Below are 15,995 nucleotides of genomic sequence, written 5' to 3' on the forward strand. Positions count from 1 at the left end.
GTATGAAAAACACAGGTGTTGCAAGAAAAGTCGATGAGCTAGGTCGCGTAGTAATTCCGATAGAGTTACGCAGAACTTTAGGGATTGCCGAAGGAACGGCACTAGATTTTCATATCGATGGTGAAAACATTGTTTTAAGAAAACATGAAAAGTCATGCTTTGTAACCGGTGAAATTTCTGAAACCAACATAGAGTTGCTAGGTGGCCGAATGTTTTTGAGTAAGGAAGGGGTAATTGAATTACTGGATCTTATTCAGAAGAGTGGGCTGGCACATGCCTAAGCAACTAAACATTTTCGATGTAGATCCAGCAATTTGTGAGTTCGATGTAATGAAAGCCAATGTTAAGAAAGGAAATGGACGCGTTACATATGCAGATGTACGTGTCCAAGTTCCTAAGAATGCAAAGTGTACGGATGAATTACCACGCACAACTAAACAAGATGATCGCTATGACATCTTTGAGCAATATGTAATGGCAATATGGAAGATTTCAAAGAGCTGTAGATAAGTTTTTCAATTGGGATACAGCTGAAGAATTGTGTAAGGCAGCAAGGGATAAAAAAGAAATAATTCCGGTAAGGGTTTATTTAGGAAGTGGCTTTAAACCTAATGTTGTTGAGTACATGAGGTAGTAAAAGGGAGATGGGCATATGAAAAAAGTAGAAATTGATGTTAGTAACAACAAGCTTTTAATAGTAAAGGATGGAAATGTTACAGCATTCAATCCACCGGAGAGTGGTTTTGGTGAACAAGTTGCTGTTTGGATAAACGGTAAAGTTGATCGTGTAGATACTAAGTTTACTGAAAAGGTAAAATAATTATTTTTAGAAAGTAGGTTCGCTTATGAGTGTAGCGAGAAATCATGAAGCGATGAAGGAATCACGGTTGAAGGTATACATCGCTTTAGAAGAAGCTAACTTCATTTGGGATGAAAGAGATGTAGTTCGTTTTCGTAAAATGTGGAGTCAAGGTATGAGTTTGCCGAAGATGGCAAAAGCATTAAGGAGACATCAAGCGGAGGTTGCTCTCCTTGTAATAGATCAGGCTGATAAGTATTTAATTGAAAATCGTCCGATAGGATTAGGAATTTGCTAAATAGGAAGGGGAAATCAAAAATGAACATTATGGAAAATGGTGTATTAGAAGCAACTAAATTAATGAGTGAAGTAAAAAATGAGGGTCAAGTTATAAATGAAGCTACAGTTTTACAGATTGCAAGTATCTTATCGATTGATGAATTAAATGATTATCAGGAAGCAACTTTACGAACTTGGAATAACAAAACTGATTTTAGAGGACGAGTTTCAAATGCAGCTTTAGGACTTACAGGCGAAGCTGGTGAAGTTGCCGATATTGTTAAAAAAGCAATTTATCACGGACATGGTTTTCAACCATCGCATTGTCCAGGAGAAGAGGACGGAAACACTTATAAGTTAGCCTTAGAGCTTGGAGATATTCTTTATTATTTATCAATTATGGCGCATGAACTGGGATATACGTTACAAGATATTGCTGAAATGAATATTGCAAAATTAGCTAAAAGATATCCAGATGGTTTTAGTCGAGAAGCAAGTCAAGCACGTGTAGATGTAAAGTAAGACAAAATTTGAAATTTGTATAAAAAACGAAATATAAAATTGTGGCCATTAAAAATTCGAAAGCAAAATACGAACGAAATCATCAACTTTAATCCTTATATATTCGTAGTTTGGAAAGATGGCGTGAAAATGAAAAGTAAAGATTATCAAAAAGGATATTTGCGAGGGCAATTAGATGAGGCGGAAATTACTTATAAAAATATAGTTTCAATTATGGATGACATGATTGAAGATCCAACTCAATTCACTTTGGAGTGGATCAGTGAGCTAGAAAAGTTTTTAAAGAAGCATGGCAGATTATAAAACAAGACAAAAGCGTTATTATATAGTGATGCAAAAAGAGTACATATCGAATATGTACTCTTGAAAAAGGGAAGTGTAAATAAGTTATGAAACACTATACTACAACATATGCTTGTCTCATTTAAAAGTGCAAGGAATATGATAAAATAGTTATTGTATTGAAGAAAAACATGCACAAAAAATGTGCATGTAAAATAAAAAGCTATGTCTTGTCTATTTAAATATATGCTTTGTTTATATAAACCGTGAGTATGTTTGAGCAAAATGGTTATTTATTAGCAAATATAAAGAGCGTTTTTTTAAACGCTCTATGACCAAAACTAATATTGAAAATGAATGCCACATGATATTTTATGTATGTTTTTATTGAATGTGCAGTTTTTATACAAAAACGATATTGCGTTATGAAAAATAAAAAGGACAGTTAGTTACACTAATTGTCCTATGCATAAGAAGAATTCGATGGCTATTCATCTTGCACTTTGATGTATCTATAGTATTAACATATTTTCAAAAGTTATTCTTTAAACTAAGAAACAGCTAGCTAAAAGCTAACTGCTTAGTCCCAAGGAAGAGGAACGGTTTATTAGGTCTAAGGTTGAAATAAGGGTTTTAGATGTTAAGACCTAAATATAGTATGGATTTCACTTTAGAAATTATGCATATAAATTTTATTCTTGTAGAAATGGTTAAAATACAAAGCAGCTAGTTCAGTGAACTAACTGCTTTGCAATCTAAAAGAACAATACACATACACGCTATGTTTTGTAACTTAAGATTACAGTTATAGTATAAACAGTATTGTAGAATATATATATAAAATGAAAACTTTTGTTAGCACAACGAAGCAGTCAGCTTAATTTGCTAACTACTCGTTGTATAAAGGTTAGGCCCTACAAGTACAGATATGTAACTTGAAGTTACAGTTATAGTATAAACGTAATTGGAAATGTTATTCGGGAGTAAAAAGGAACCTGAATTTTATTTTGTAACAAAAACTTAGTCAAAGAGCAATGTATATAAGTGCCCTTTGACTAAGCTTTTATGAAATGAAGTTTGAATACCTTTTCAATATTAAGGTATGACAAAAATGCTTCGTTGGTGAAGCCGATATAAAAAAGAGCGCTCGTTTACGGCGCTCTAAAGATAGGAGGTAACTAATTCTGTGAACATAACGAACTTACTAACAATGTATGTTGTATGCAAAAAATAAGAACAAAAAAGCTAACTGCTCCAATCTTAAAGAAATATTAACTGAAATGTCTTAGAAGTTTCTGTACTTAAAGTATATTTAGTGTATTAAAAAAGGATTCTTCGAAAAATTTCTTTTCTCGGAGTAAATATTCAATGATATTATTTAAGGTTTTAAGAAATTTTATTGGAAATTGTTCAAAAAAGTATACAGATTTCATATAAAATTGTTGAAATAAAAAAGAGCACCATTATATGGTACTCTTTTATGAATCAGTAAACCATTTAAATATTGTTGATGTTTGTGAGTCATGAACAATTAAATGGTTTAACAAGTAAGGATTCAAGATAATGTATGTAAGATGAGTATAAGTTGTTACAAAGAAATAAAAAAGAGCACCATTATATGGTACTCTTTTGTGAATCAGTACACCATTCAAATATTGTTGATGTTTGTGAGTCATGAACAATTAAATGGTTTAACAAGTAAGGATTCAAGATAATGTATGTAAGATGAGTATAAGTTGTTACAAAGAAATAAAAATTAGTCAGCAAAAGCAAAATGATTAGCTCTTAATGGAAAATGAAATGCATTATTAGAAACTCTTGATATAAACAACTAGGTTGTGAAGATTAAACTTTTTCAAAAAACTTCATTTGATATTACTCTAGAATGGCATTATTGAACTTATAAATTAATATATCTTTTCGTTTATTGACAAAATAAACACGTTGATAGGAGTAATAACGTATTCCCTTAAAAATACGCTTTTTCATTAGGGAATTAATCTAAGCACTAGATAAATAGATGCGTATACTTATATTATGTGAGTTGTGAAAGTAATTAAGCTGAATTTTTATAGTTTAATTATTAGTAACTATTTTTATTCTAAGAAAAATGAATATTTAAAAATATTCAACACTATTACAATTGAGTGTTTCTTAGTATAAGAGTATTCTCTCAAAATTATTAAATAAGGAGGAAATAAATGAAACATAATGATTGTTTTGATCATAATAACTGCAAGCCGATTGTTTTTTCAGCAGATTGTTGTAAAAATCCACAGTCAGTTCCTATTACTAGGGAACAATTAAGTCAATTAATTACTTTACTAAACTCATTAGTATCAGCTATTTCAGCATTTTTTGCAAATCCAAGTGATGCAAACAGAGTAGCGTTATTCAATGTGTTTAATCAATTTTTAATTTTCTTAAATTCCTTATTACCTTCCCCAGAAGTTAATTTTTTGAAACAATTAACTCAAAGTATTTTAGTTTTATTACAATCTCCAGCTCCTAATTTAGGACAATTGTCAACATTATTGCAACAATTTTATAGCGCCCTTGCACAATTCTTCTTCGCTTTAGATCTTATCCCTATATCCTGCGACTCAAATGTTGATTCTGCAACTTTACAACTTCTTTTTAATTTATTAATTCAATTAATCAATGCTACGCCAGGGGCGACAGGTCCAACAGGCCCAACAGGCCCAACAGGCCCAACAGGTCCTGGAGGTGGAGTAACAGGTCCAACAGGCCCAACAGGTCCTGGAGGTGGAGCAACAGGTCCAACGGGAGCAACGGGTCCAACAGGTCCAACAGGAGCAACAGGTCCAACAGGCCTAACAGGAGCAACAGGCCTAACAGGAGCAACAGGCCTAACAGGAGCAACAGGTCTAACAGGAGCAACAGGCCTAACAGGAGCAACAGGAGCAACAGGAGCAACAGGTCCAACAGGTCCAACAGGTCCAACAGGTCCAACAGGTCCAACAGGCCTAACAGGAGCAACAGGCCTAACAGGAGCAACAGGCCTAACAGGAGCAACAGGAGCTGGAGCGGTTATTCCGTTTGCATCAGGTGGACCAGTAGCATTAGCAACTGTTTTAGGTGGATTGGCAAACACAGGAGCACTTCTTGGATTTGGAAGTTCATTCTTCCCAGTAATTGTCCCACCTGGTGGTCCAATTACTATAGGTCCTGTACCTCCAGTATTTGATTTTGCATTTGTAGCCCCTCGCGCAGGTACAATTACTTCGTTAGCAGGCTTCTTTAGTGTAAGTGTAGCGGTTGCTTTAGCATTAGGAAGCATACAAATTCAAATGCAGTTGTACAGCGCGCCAGCAGCAAGTAATACTTTCACTCCAGTAGGTGTACCATTACTATTAACACCAGCATTTAGTGGTCTAATTGCTATCGGTGCTACTTCAAGTGGTATTGTTGGAGAAGCAATTGCGGTCGCTCCACAAGATAAGATATTACTTGTTGTTTCATCAACTACACCTGGTTTCGATATAGCTACTGCTATTACAGGATTCGCAAGTGCGGGTATAACATTCGTATAATCGCTTATAAGTTTCTTGTTTGAAAACTTTGAAATAAGAAAAGAGAATGTCAAAAAAGTATCCAAAGATTAACTTTTGAAGACATTCTCTTTTTTTAATATTTTTTATTTTCGGTACTATACTATATTTTATGTTTAATGAAAATGATTAAATATGCTATGAGAATGTGATGTGATTGTGTTAAATTAAATGATCACTGCTAGTAAATTACATAGTAATAGACATAAAAGATGCACCAAGTAGGTGAAGAAATCCCAGCTACGCAGTTCGATACGTGGCTGGGACAATTTGAATTTTATTAATAAATGGGGAATGAGAAATGGCTATTGAAGCACATAAATGTAATGTTAAAGGGTGTAATGGTCTTGTAGTTTTCGAAAATGCTGGTTATGATTAGCAAAATCCAGACACAATTAAAGGAGTTTATGCATTTGATGATCCTTCTTGTAACGTTTGTAGAAAAGAATTTTTAGTAGTTCCCAGCTATGCTGTCATTGATTTTGATGAAGAAAAAGGAGATTTTGAAGAAATTGAATCAGCTTGTATTACTGAATGACAGAATCAAAAATTTTAATCAAAGCGTTATTTTATTATAGATAAATAGGTGACTCAGCAATTGTGTCAGCCGAGTCACCCAATATTATTGGTCTAGAAAATATTCTTTTTCTATATGTAGTTATAGTGAGTTTTTAGAGGTTAACTCCAAACCGCAGTTAAAGGACAAAGAATTTTATTTTAGAAAGTATTAGATTTAACTATGTTAATGCTACAACAGCAAGAGTTAAGCCTAACGTATTTAATGTATTAGAATATGGTCCTACATTAACAGTAAGAGTACTTGTTATACCTAAAGGTGTAGTGAAAATAGCGGGTGCTGATACAGAAGTGAATCCTGCAGTATATCCCAGAGAAGTACCAGAGCCAATGATTGGGTTATTATTAAGATACATAGTGATACCTGCCGAATTACCTCCTGGTTGAATGATAACTTGCACTTCATAGATTGCCAAATAGGTTCTTCCACCTTCAAGTAAAACAGTTGTTGGTGGTGTGAATGAGATTGCCGTACCATTAGAATTTACCACGGTATCTAATGGAATCGCAGAATTTACAGAGACTATTGATGGGGTAGTTTGAACAACATTTAAACTGTTAGCCGTGGGGAATGGACAAGTGCAAGGTTTGTGAATGTTAGAGTTGTTATCATTTTGGTAATTCACAAATAATCAAGCTCCTTTGCGTAAGATAATTTTTATCCTATATAGAACGTAGCTTTTTTGTATCTAAGTTATTTTTAATAAATTTTTAAAAATAAATCGAATATTGTTGGTCAGTCGACTCATAAAAGTATTGGATACTCTGGGATTTCAAAGTGTATCTGATAAATATATATGAATGTTTTTTAAGGACATTACTGTAAGTTAGGAAAACATAAATCTGGAAATAAAACTTGATATTCCGGGTTTAACCGAAGATCAGTAGTTGAGGTTGTAAAGTGTATATAATTTTTTTCTAATTTATCTAGTGTTGCCAGATGATGAGTACCTAAGCCACGCTGGATGCTATGTTTAGAAAGAGTAGGCCCAATTTGTAATTTTCGGTTTTTCATAGCTGTATTCCAGGGGCTGTAAAAGAATTTTAAAATGAAAGCAGGATACATGTAAACGATAAATGGATGAGGTGACCAATGCCGCCCTGCCCAATAGTTACCATGCGAATAATGGTGGATTAATCTACCGCCATAGTATGGAGCAGGTGGATTAGGGGGGATTATTCTCCCATGATAACGCTGTTTGACAAGGGGAATTCCGTATCTCGGATTGGTATAACCGTGAGCAGGGTCATCCACCATCAGAATAGTCCTAATAGCATACATGTTTTGCCCTAAAGTGGCAAGAGATGAGAAAAAGGCTTCCTTATCAACACAGCAAAGAAATTCAGTGGTATTTAGCACCATTTTCCATCCCGTAATTTCTTTTTCTATGTTCATTACTTCTTGATCAACTAAAATGGCATCAAACTCTAATACCTTTGATTCACGGATTTCCCAATGAGGTGCAAATAATTTGCATAATTCAACCGAACGATCAGTAGACCCACGATTAATAAGAATGCCATGATCAAATAATTTTGTGTGGTGCATTAACCACCACGGAAGCAGATACTCTTCGTTATAAAAATGAGAAATTAAAGTTGTGTTAATAAAAATTCCTCCTTTCAAAATTTTGTGGAATATATCCTTATTTAGTAAGATATGTTACATGATCTAAAAAGAATGAAGAAAGATTTTTAACAAAATAGTTATTTTAATAAAAAACGGGAAAATGAGGGGAGTGAAAGGAAAAGACCCCTTAATATAAAGGGGTCTTCTGGTGATTTAATATATCAATTACATTCGTGGTAATATTCATCACATGAATCGTTATTATCGTTACAGCATATACAAAATGTTTTTTGAACAAATAAACTAACTACACTAGTAGAACCTTCCTGCTTTGTAAGAGTAAGACTTTGAAAATCTTCAACTTGAAATATTTTTGTTTGAACAGGTTGTAATGTAGTAGTAATTGGTACGCTAGATCTTCTTGTTAGAATAGTTACTTGAACGGGTGCACTCATACCGACAACGAATAACTGAATTAATGTTTTATTATGATTGTTTGTAAAATCCTCAAATACAGTTTGTGGAGCGGTGGTTTCAAGGAAAACAGATACAGGTATATTTCCATTTTCATTTTCTGCAGAACCAGCTATCTTATGAGTTTCAATAAAACAGTTGTTTTTTTGATTGTTGGAATGCGATTGGTTTTTATAATATTTTTTACCCTCTTTATAAAAGTAATCAGCCATATGAATTTAAAGCTCCCTTCTTTTAGATATCTATATAGTCTATTTAATAAAGCGAATTAGTGCTTGTACAACATAATAAAATCCGCTCTCATAATTACCTGGAAATGTTATTTAAAAATTAAAGAGCGCCATTCAAGACGCTCTCGGATAAAAAATAATATTGAAAAAGAATACCACATGATATTTTATGTATGTTCTTAATACATGTGCAGATCTTTCTTTTGCACAACAAAGCAGCTAGTTAATAAAACTAACTGCTTGTTGTACAAAAGAAACGCTGCGCTTACAGAAATAGTTTGTAACATTAAGTTACAAAAATAGTATGAACAGGGTTAAAAATGTTATTCAGAAGTGAAAGAAAAAAATAAAAAAGAGCACCATGCATAAGTGCTCTTTAAGATAGGAGGTAACACTTTGAGCTGAATGTTTAGGTTAAAATTATATGATGTAGAAAAGGAATAAGACCTAAAACTTATTTTTAACTAAATACAAAAGAGCAGCTAGCATAGGCTAACTGCTATAAGAATATTACATCCACGAATTTAAGCGGTATAAATATTTCGTGAGTTTTGTATAGCATGGACGAAAATATCAAGTTTATGTAACAAAAATTAAAATAGAGCAGTGATTTGCATTAACTGCTCTATTCAATACAACCTGGGTAAGAAGCAGGTTGTATTGAGATTAGTATTAGCAGAATATTATATTTTATTCAGTTCTTTAACAATACCCTTATTTAGTAACAAATAAAGAGCACCGTAAAAGGTGCTCCATGGCCAATTCTGAAATAATCATGAGTATTGTATGTACGTTTCTAGTATAGGTGCAGCTTTTATATAAAATATTTAGTTAATATTTAAAGAGCGCTTTCCTAAAGCGCTCTTTCCCAAAATATAAGTTGAAAGAGGAAACATGACATTATATGCATGCTGTTTTAGAGTGGTGTATGTCTAAAGCTTTATTTTTTATGACCGCTTTAGATTTGTATGACTAGATAGTCACCATACAACAAAATATGCTTGTCCAATTTAAACGTGAAAGGTTTTTAGCAAAAACGCTATTTGGTATGTAAATATAAGAGCACTTCGAAAAGTGCCCTTCTGTAACGACTATCTACTTTAAAAAGAAATGATGCAATATATCATATGAAATTATGTGTATTAAGTTGTTTGTATTTTATATAAAAATTTCATTTTGTATTAAGTTGGAATATAAAAAGAGCACTTAGTAAAGTGCTCTCGTGACGAGCCTCATTTTATAATGACTATTTTATAAAGAAAGGAACTCAGAATATTTTATGAAGTTATTTTCGGTTAAGTGTGTATCTTTCATAAAAAATTTTATTTTATAGAAAATGAAAAAGAGCATCGTTTGTAAATGCTCTTTGACCAAAACTTTCAGGAGAAAACAAGTAATGTGAGTTCACTCACTATAAGGTATGCATAATATTTTTTCTTGTGTAGTGAATATAAAAAAGAGCACCTTTATATGGTGCTCATACGATAGGAGGTAACTTTTTGAGCTAACTGCTGAGGTTAAATTTATATGTTTTATCAAGAAAAAAAGAACAAAATTTCATTATTATTTCAATGTAAAAGAGCAGCCAGAAAAAGCTAACTGCTCACCTCTCGACCAAGAGAGCTAGAGTGGAAAGAATTTAAAATAACCTTTTAAATTGTTTCATAGTATTGGAATAAAATGGGGTTATATTCACTTAATACTTAAATTAGGAAGTTCAATAATTGAATGTATCTATAGCATAGAGCGGATCTCAAAATTTTTTCAAGGTGAATAAAGAATGGGTACTTATTGGGAAAAAGGTAGTCAAGGAGTATTTCAAGAAGCGAGAGTTGTAACGCAATAAAAAAGCAGTTAGCAAAAGCTAACTGCACAGTGAATAAGAAGTACACAATGGTCATTCGTATTCAACCTTGGTGTACTTATATTATTAACATGTTCTAGAAATTTATTCAATAATAGAGCAGCTAACAAAAGTTAACTGCTCGCGTAAGGAAATCAGAGAAAAGATTACCGTGTCATTTATAGTATTGACAGAATGTTGAGTTCTATTCAAGTGTAGAAACTCTCTTTTAAAAAAGGATATGATTTATCCTAGCAATTCATATAGGGTATACGTACATGGGCGAATTTACTAATATTATAACGCAATAACTCACTGTTCGAGATGTTAATGTTATTATTTTTTTGTGAGGTAATTACATTTGTAAATCGGGAGTAAAGTTAGAACTGAATAAAATAATCCTTTTAATATGAGCGGTATGTAACTTAAAGTTACAGTTAGAGTATAAACAGAATTGGAAGAGTTATATGGGAATAGAACTTAATGAAAGGTTTATTTTAAAAGAAAGTGGTGATACAAATGCATATCTGTCCAAAATGTTTAGATTGTTTCGCTGATCAGTATGAGTTATTTGAACATTTAACATTGTGTGGAGCGGATAATGATTCTTAAGTATTTTAATAAATTTAAAGATGTAGTTGGTATATAAAGTTGATTCAGTAATATGTATAAAATCAATATAGAAGTACGTTTAACAAATTTGCATAATTCCTAAAAATTACTTTTATAATACTTTATTATAAAATGAGAAAGTAAAGAGTAATTTAAAATTATTAACAGTCAGGTGGGGAATTGAATAGGATTATATTAATTACTTAATGCTGGGATATGTTTTAAATGGAAAACCAATTTAAAGAGATATTTGGTGCATGGGTAGCAGCAATAGGAACTATTACTTCCGCTATTGGAAGTACGCCTTTTGATTTTATAAGCAGTAATGTAAGAAAGGATTTAAATGTTTATGGAAACGTATTGCAGGCTGTTGGAAATGCTTTAGAGGCTGATGGTCAAGGAGAAGTGTCGCTTGAACAAATCGGTAATGAAATTCAATCAATTGGTAATGTTACTGTAATATCCGGATTGATTATTGAGTTTAAAGAAGAAACACAAATTAAATTAGTGATTGCTGGGAATTGGACACAGGCTTTGGGTGGACTTACAGCATTAGCAGATGAATTTGAGGATACATCCGATAAAGATGAATCCTTAAATATTATAGGAAACTTATTACAATCAATTGGGAATTCATTACAGGCAATAGGAGGTATTGAAGAATTAAAAAGTATCAGGAATGAGGACCGGTCTAATAAAGAAGGTAATGTAAATGATGTGGAGAAAGATATAGACACTCAGGTAAATAAAAAAACTAATGAAAATGAAGAAGGGAAACTAATAGATATTATAGGAAGTTGGGTTCAAGCAGTTGGTTCTGTAATTTCATTAATTGGACAAATACGTGAAGAGAGTGAGGAATTGGAGGGAAATGATGAATAGAGTGATTTAATAAAACAGTTAACAAATAATTATTTTAAAGTAAAAGCAAACAGAATATAGTCCGGCTAGAAAACTAGAGGACACCAATTCATTAAAGCAGCAATTAAAGCTGTTTTAGGAATAGGTGTCCTTTTTATTTTGAAAAGGGAGATGGGGAGATGAGGGTGTTAAAGGATTAGTTACATGAATGGAAAAATCAATCCAAGCAAGGAAAGAAGAAAAATAAGACAAAACCAAAAGAGAAATTAAGTACTCGTGAAATTGAGGATTTAATGGGGATGCATAGACCTTGTTATGAACGAAGACGCGGAGCATTAAGACAAAAATAATAACAATGGAGGAATTAAATATGAATAAACAATTATCATTTAAAATGCCAATCGTGGATGGGAAAAGGACAAAACAAGGAATTGAAAAAGTGTTCAGCCAGTATCGTACATATTTAGCAACAATGCCATGTGATATGCTACCAAAATTGACGCCATCATATTCTATTGTTCCTCCATCAACTACAAACAAGTGTAATAGTTCAACTGAGAATATCGCAATTGAAAGAATTAAGTATGAACAAGAAAGAAAAGAATTTATGAGTTGGTTGTATGATGCTGTGAATCGCCTAAGAGATGATGAACGGGAGGTCATCGTGAAATTTTATATGGAAGATGATATTGGATATGATCCCGATATCTGGATGGATTTAGGTATAGGCAAAACAAAGTATTATAAGTTAAAAGGACGTGCGATATTACGTTTAGCTTTCAATCTAAAGAAAGAGGTATATCTAAAAATATGTAGACAAAAAGAGGAGCAAAGCGTATGAACATTGTACAGCCAATTCGTGATAAAGAAATGATTAAAGAACTAAAAGAATATTTTAAGGAACAGAATGAACGTAATTACATTCTGTTCCTTCTTGGTATTAATACAGGATTACGCATTTCAGATATTCTACGTTTGCGAGTACGTGATGTTGAAGGGTGGAATATTTTTATTCGCGAAAAGAAAACTAATAAGATCAAAGATGTGAAGATGCCTTCAGATTTAAAGAAAGCATTAAGGGATTATACAAAAGGAAAACCGAAGAATGAATTTCTTATTAAAAGTAGGAATGGAAAGAATAGGCCTATTACAAGATCGATGGCATATGTCATATTGAATCAGGCAGCACAAGAATTTGGCTTAGAACGTATTGGAACTCATTCGCTAAGAAAGACCTATGGGTACCATCATTATAAACAGTTTAAAGATGTAGTTGCATTACAACAAATGTTAAACCATACAGATCAAAAAGAGACTTTAAGATATATAGGAATTCAACAAGATGCATTAAATGATTATCAAAGGAAATTTAAAATCTAATTCCTTTATTTTTTTATCATTTATTTAATTAGCCTTAAACTGAAAGTGTCAAATTCATTTTGATGAAATACTGGAAAGCTTGATAGCTCTAAGAAAATACAGGATAGGCTAACTCAACACAATCCAGATTATAGCTAATTCATTTCCTAGGATTAAAGAACATATTTATTCAAAACTATGCGAAAAGAGGCTGAAAAACGATGTAAAAAAATGCATAAATAAAAAACGCGAACTATTTGTGAACTATCTGCGGACTATTTGCGAACGATTTACGGACACGTTTTGGTTTTTAACATGATATATTTGTATTGTGAGAAGTGGCGGAAAACACAACTCACTATGTTGTTTCTAAATTTCTAAACGGCTTCATAATGACGGCACATAAAATCCGAAACCAGCAGATGGTACTGATTGAATGTCACCGTTAATAAGGAGAGCTTTTGCTCTTCTTCCAGTTACTTAATAATGTACGAGCGGTTTGATGGGGCAACATTAGGTGATTGGAAGAAGGATAAAACTTCATTTACCGTATTCATATTTTGAAGGAAGAATAAGTAGCGCAATGTTGCTCTTTTGTTGATTTTCAATAAGACTCTAAATTCTGAACATGATACAATTGTATTGGTTTATAAGTTTAATATTAAATGTAGAAAGGGTTGTGGAACGGATGAGTAGTTTAGATCAATTCATTGAAAGAGTAAAGGTAGTTGTGACTGCAGATGTAGAAGAAAAGATATTACGCGAAAAATACAATCAGGTAATACTTCCATGTATGAAAAAAATTGAAGAAAGTTTAAAACAAATAGATGGATACGATTACTTTATTTCTACATCGAATGAGAATTCGGAACTAAGAATACAAAATGTAAAATTTAGAGTTAGAGTGGACGAAAGTACTAATACTATTAAAGTGAAAAAAACAACAGATACATTCATACATGAAGATTTGGACGAAATTATTTTACAAGAAGGAAAACTATTCAGTAAAAACCGTGAAGAAATATTCACTGAAGGCATATTGGTGGAATATTTGAATGAGGCGTTTGAGGGGATTTTAGGTCAATAATTTATTTTAAAAAAGCATCCATTCGGGTGCTTTTTATTTTTGAGGAGGATGAATGATGGGGAACGAAACAATAGTATTTAAATCAACGTATCCACACAAGATTGATCCAAATAAAATCAAAACATTAGATGATGTGATTCAAATTTTAAAAAGAGTTACTCTACATGTTGATGATGAAGGATTAAAAGGAATTGAACATTTGATTTTAAAGGATGATGAATAGTGGAATTAAATAAGCTTGAAAAAGCAATGGTCATTGGAATAATCCTTCGCGCTCTTCGTAGCAAAAAGAAAATAAAACAGTATGTGGGATTAGAAAGGTTACCAGATGTCATTCAAGTGTTAGATGAGTTACAAGAAAAAGCAACACTTGAAGAAAAGGAAGAAGCTGTAACAAGTGTAACCAAAAAATTATTGGATGATTTGTTAGAGAAAGATAAGGGGTGAGTAAATGAAGAGCCTATTAGGAATGTGGATTGCTCAGATTAGATGGGCTAAGAGATATTATAAAAATGGATTGCTCTCATATTTTCTACATAAATTCGGGATTATTAAAAGTCCTACACTTTCTTTGATTGTAGTTTATACATTCAAAGAAGATATCTTTTTTTGGAGAAAGTTAAGAAAGGGTTGAGGAGATGGAAGATGTAATTGAGACTAGATTAAAAGAGTTCTATAAGTTATATGAAGCGTGTAAAGTAATCAGCAATTGGATTCGAGATAATTGGGAATCAATAATGGAAATGGCTAGAGCTTTTACACAATGCCTAGATTATGACTATGAACCAACAACACCTAAACAAGTATATGGATATTTTAGACATAAAGTGATGAAGTCACAGGTTATAAATCGCAAGCCTAGATGCATAAGAGCGAGGACGGTGTGTTAACAATGGACTATATTAAGCTCATAAGAGAAGGTAAGCTTATGAAGTTCTATAAGTCTAAAGAATGGAGAGCGCTGAGGCTAAAGGCTTTACAGCGTGATAATTGTGAATGTCAGATGTGTAAGTCAAAAGGTAAATACAAAGCTGCTGAGAATGTGCATCACCTTAAAGAAGTGAAGACACATCCACACTTAGCAATGGATTTAGATAACCTGCAATGCTTATGTATTCGATGTCACAATGAAGTACACGATCGGTTAGATAAGGTTGAGAAGAAGGTACCTAAGTTCATGAATGAGGAACGGTGGTAGCTATGATTATTGTGGATGGTAGTTGGACATTTGATACTGACTTAATGATTCAATACGCTGAGAAGGACGAGCGTACGTCATATGAGCGCGACATGCTTAATCAGTTCCGAAAGTATGCTTACTGGCGTTACTGCCAAATAAGAGATTGTGTGAACCCAAGAAAGTGCAAACGACTTAAACTTAATGATGTTAGAGAAAGATTGCAAGAAGAAGAGAATTTAATATTTACAACAGACATGCTAAAGATTTCTAGTGAAGAAGTCTTTTTTATTTTGGATTTTATTGAAACTTACTTTGAATTAGTTTCTTAAACACCCCCCGGTCAAAAAGTTCGGCTTTTAGTAGGAGGACCGTTCAACGGGGGGAGGAGATGGGAAAAAATATTTTTTGAGATATCAAATTAAGAGGGGGGGTACATGTGCAAAAACTATCAAAGAAAGCACAAATCAAACAAGATTTATTACAACAATTGGAAAATGCTAATTTGAATGGTATGCACTATGTTGACCTTGTCGACGATTACATAACATTGTTCGATACGAAAAACAAATTAGCGAGAGAAATTAAAAAGAATGGACCAATGATTGAATGGCAGAATAGTGAAAGCCAAAAGGGAATGAAAGCTAATCCAGCTACGAAAGAATTTCGTGAAACCAATAAGCGTATGACGGACTTATTAAAAGTGCTTGGTTTAAAAGAACCTGTATACGATGGAAGTAATGATGACGATG

The 15,995-nt window shown here is 32.7% G+C and carries 18 protein-coding genes and 1 pseudogene; 16 read left to right on the plus strand and 3 right to left on the minus strand.

Features of this window, described 5'->3' with window-relative positions:
* Window positions 1–2: 2 nt before the first annotated feature.
* From AC0OM3_RS25665 to AC0OM3_RS25695, 7 genes and pseudogenes are all read left to right on the plus strand, one after another.
* Window positions 3–281 (plus strand): AbrB/MazE/SpoVT family DNA-binding domain-containing protein, encoded by a 279-nt coding sequence (locus tag AC0OM3_RS25665; protein ID WP_474213209.1) that lies wholly within the window; start codon window positions 3–5, stop codon window positions 279–281.
* Window positions 274–634: pseudogene (locus tag AC0OM3_RS25670) on the plus strand (cell division protein SepF). Before AC0OM3_RS25665 ends, AC0OM3_RS25670 begins: the two are co-directional and overlap by 8 nt.
* An 18-nt stretch (window positions 635–652) precedes the next feature.
* A complete protein-coding gene (locus tag AC0OM3_RS25675) occupies window positions 653–820 on the plus strand; it encodes a DUF3954 domain-containing protein (RefSeq protein ID WP_000754942.1) in 168 nt (55 codons plus the stop codon).
* Between the two features lie 25 nt (window positions 821–845).
* A complete protein-coding gene (locus tag AC0OM3_RS25680; protein WP_000109497.1) occupies window positions 846–1,097 on the plus strand; it encodes a hypothetical protein in 252 nt (83 codons plus the stop codon).
* Between the two features lie 20 nt (window positions 1,098–1,117).
* Window positions 1,118–1,600 carry a nucleoside triphosphate pyrophosphohydrolase family protein gene (locus tag AC0OM3_RS25685; RefSeq protein ID WP_474213210.1) on the plus strand — a complete coding sequence of 161 codons (483 nt, stop codon included), beginning with the start codon at window positions 1,118–1,120 and terminating at the stop codon, window positions 1,598–1,600.
* A 15-nt stretch (window positions 1,601–1,615) separates the two neighbouring features.
* Window positions 1,616–1,903: a hypothetical protein gene (locus tag AC0OM3_RS25690; protein ID WP_474213211.1), complete on the plus strand. Its 288-nt coding sequence runs from the start codon at window positions 1,616–1,618 to the stop codon at window positions 1,901–1,903.
* 2,180 nt (window positions 1,904–4,083) lie between these two features.
* Window positions 4,084–5,436 (plus strand): exosporium glycoprotein BclB-related protein, encoded by a 1,353-nt coding sequence (locus AC0OM3_RS25695; RefSeq protein ID WP_474213212.1) that lies wholly within the window; start codon window positions 4,084–4,086, stop codon window positions 5,434–5,436.
* A 755-nt stretch (window positions 5,437–6,191) separates the two neighbouring features.
* On the opposite strand, the gene AC0OM3_RS25700 is transcribed toward AC0OM3_RS25695, so the two are convergent.
* The 3 genes from AC0OM3_RS25700 to AC0OM3_RS25710 all read right to left on the minus strand — a co-directional run bounded on the left by AC0OM3_RS25700 (window position 6,192) and on the right by AC0OM3_RS25710 (window position 8,286).
* Window positions 6,192–6,656: a hypothetical protein gene (locus AC0OM3_RS25700; RefSeq protein ID WP_474213213.1), complete on the minus strand. Its 465-nt coding sequence runs from the start codon at window positions 6,654–6,656 to the stop codon at window positions 6,192–6,194.
* A 191-nt stretch (window positions 6,657–6,847) separates the two neighbouring features.
* The gene (locus tag AC0OM3_RS25705) at window positions 6,848–7,579 is read right to left on the minus strand and encodes a hypothetical protein (protein ID WP_046946249.1); all 732 of its coding nucleotides are present in this window, start codon (window positions 7,577–7,579) and stop codon (window positions 6,848–6,850) included.
* Window positions 7,580–7,821: 242 nt separating this feature from the next.
* Window positions 7,822–8,286 (minus strand): exosporium protein D, encoded by a 465-nt coding sequence (locus tag AC0OM3_RS25710; protein ID WP_474213214.1) that lies wholly within the window; start codon window positions 8,284–8,286, stop codon window positions 7,822–7,824.
* Window positions 8,287–10,984: 2,698 nt separating this feature from the next.
* Between AC0OM3_RS25710 and AC0OM3_RS25715 the strand changes: the two genes are divergently transcribed.
* The 9 genes from AC0OM3_RS25715 to AC0OM3_RS25755 form a co-directional block, all read left to right on the plus strand.
* On the plus strand, window positions 10,985–11,641 hold the full coding sequence (locus AC0OM3_RS25715) for a DUF6944 family repetitive protein (RefSeq protein ID WP_046946247.1): 657 nt from the start codon (window positions 10,985–10,987) through the stop codon (window positions 11,639–11,641).
* Between the two features lie 349 nt (window positions 11,642–11,990).
* The gene (locus AC0OM3_RS25720; protein ID WP_046946246.1) at window positions 11,991–12,461 is read left to right on the plus strand and encodes an ArpU family phage packaging/lysis transcriptional regulator; all 471 of its coding nucleotides are present in this window, start codon (window positions 11,991–11,993) and stop codon (window positions 12,459–12,461) included.
* Entirely contained in the window at window positions 12,458–13,000 is a 543-nt protein-coding gene (locus AC0OM3_RS25725; protein ID WP_046946245.1) for a site-specific integrase, read from the plus strand. The genes AC0OM3_RS25720 and AC0OM3_RS25725 overlap by 4 nt, the downstream gene beginning before the upstream one ends.
* Window positions 13,001–13,667: 667 nt before the next feature.
* Entirely contained in the window at window positions 13,668–14,066 is a 399-nt protein-coding gene (locus tag AC0OM3_RS25730) for a DUF3942 family protein (RefSeq protein ID WP_000096322.1), read from the plus strand.
* A gap of 55 nt (window positions 14,067–14,121) precedes the next feature.
* Entirely contained in the window at window positions 14,122–14,289 is a 168-nt protein-coding gene (locus tag AC0OM3_RS25735; RefSeq protein WP_000526239.1) for a hypothetical protein, read from the plus strand.
* A complete protein-coding gene (locus AC0OM3_RS25740; RefSeq protein ID WP_000422426.1) occupies window positions 14,289–14,513 on the plus strand; it encodes a hypothetical protein in 225 nt (74 codons plus the stop codon). Before AC0OM3_RS25735 ends, AC0OM3_RS25740 begins: the two co-directional genes overlap by 1 nt.
* 481 nt (window positions 14,514–14,994) lie before the next feature.
* Window positions 14,995–15,264 carry an HNH endonuclease gene (locus AC0OM3_RS25745; protein ID WP_229172754.1) on the plus strand — a complete coding sequence of 90 codons (270 nt, stop codon included), beginning with the start codon at window positions 14,995–14,997 and terminating at the stop codon, window positions 15,262–15,264.
* 2 nt (window positions 15,265–15,266) lie between these two features.
* Window positions 15,267–15,575 (plus strand): hypothetical protein, encoded by a 309-nt coding sequence (locus AC0OM3_RS25750; protein ID WP_000587661.1) that lies wholly within the window; start codon window positions 15,267–15,269, stop codon window positions 15,573–15,575.
* 107 nt (window positions 15,576–15,682) lie between these two features.
* On the plus strand, window positions 15,683–15,995 hold a 313-nt coding region (locus tag AC0OM3_RS25755; RefSeq protein WP_474213215.1), incomplete at its 3' end, for a P27 family phage terminase small subunit.

This window comes from Bacillus sp. FAU20, assembly GCF_056033865.1.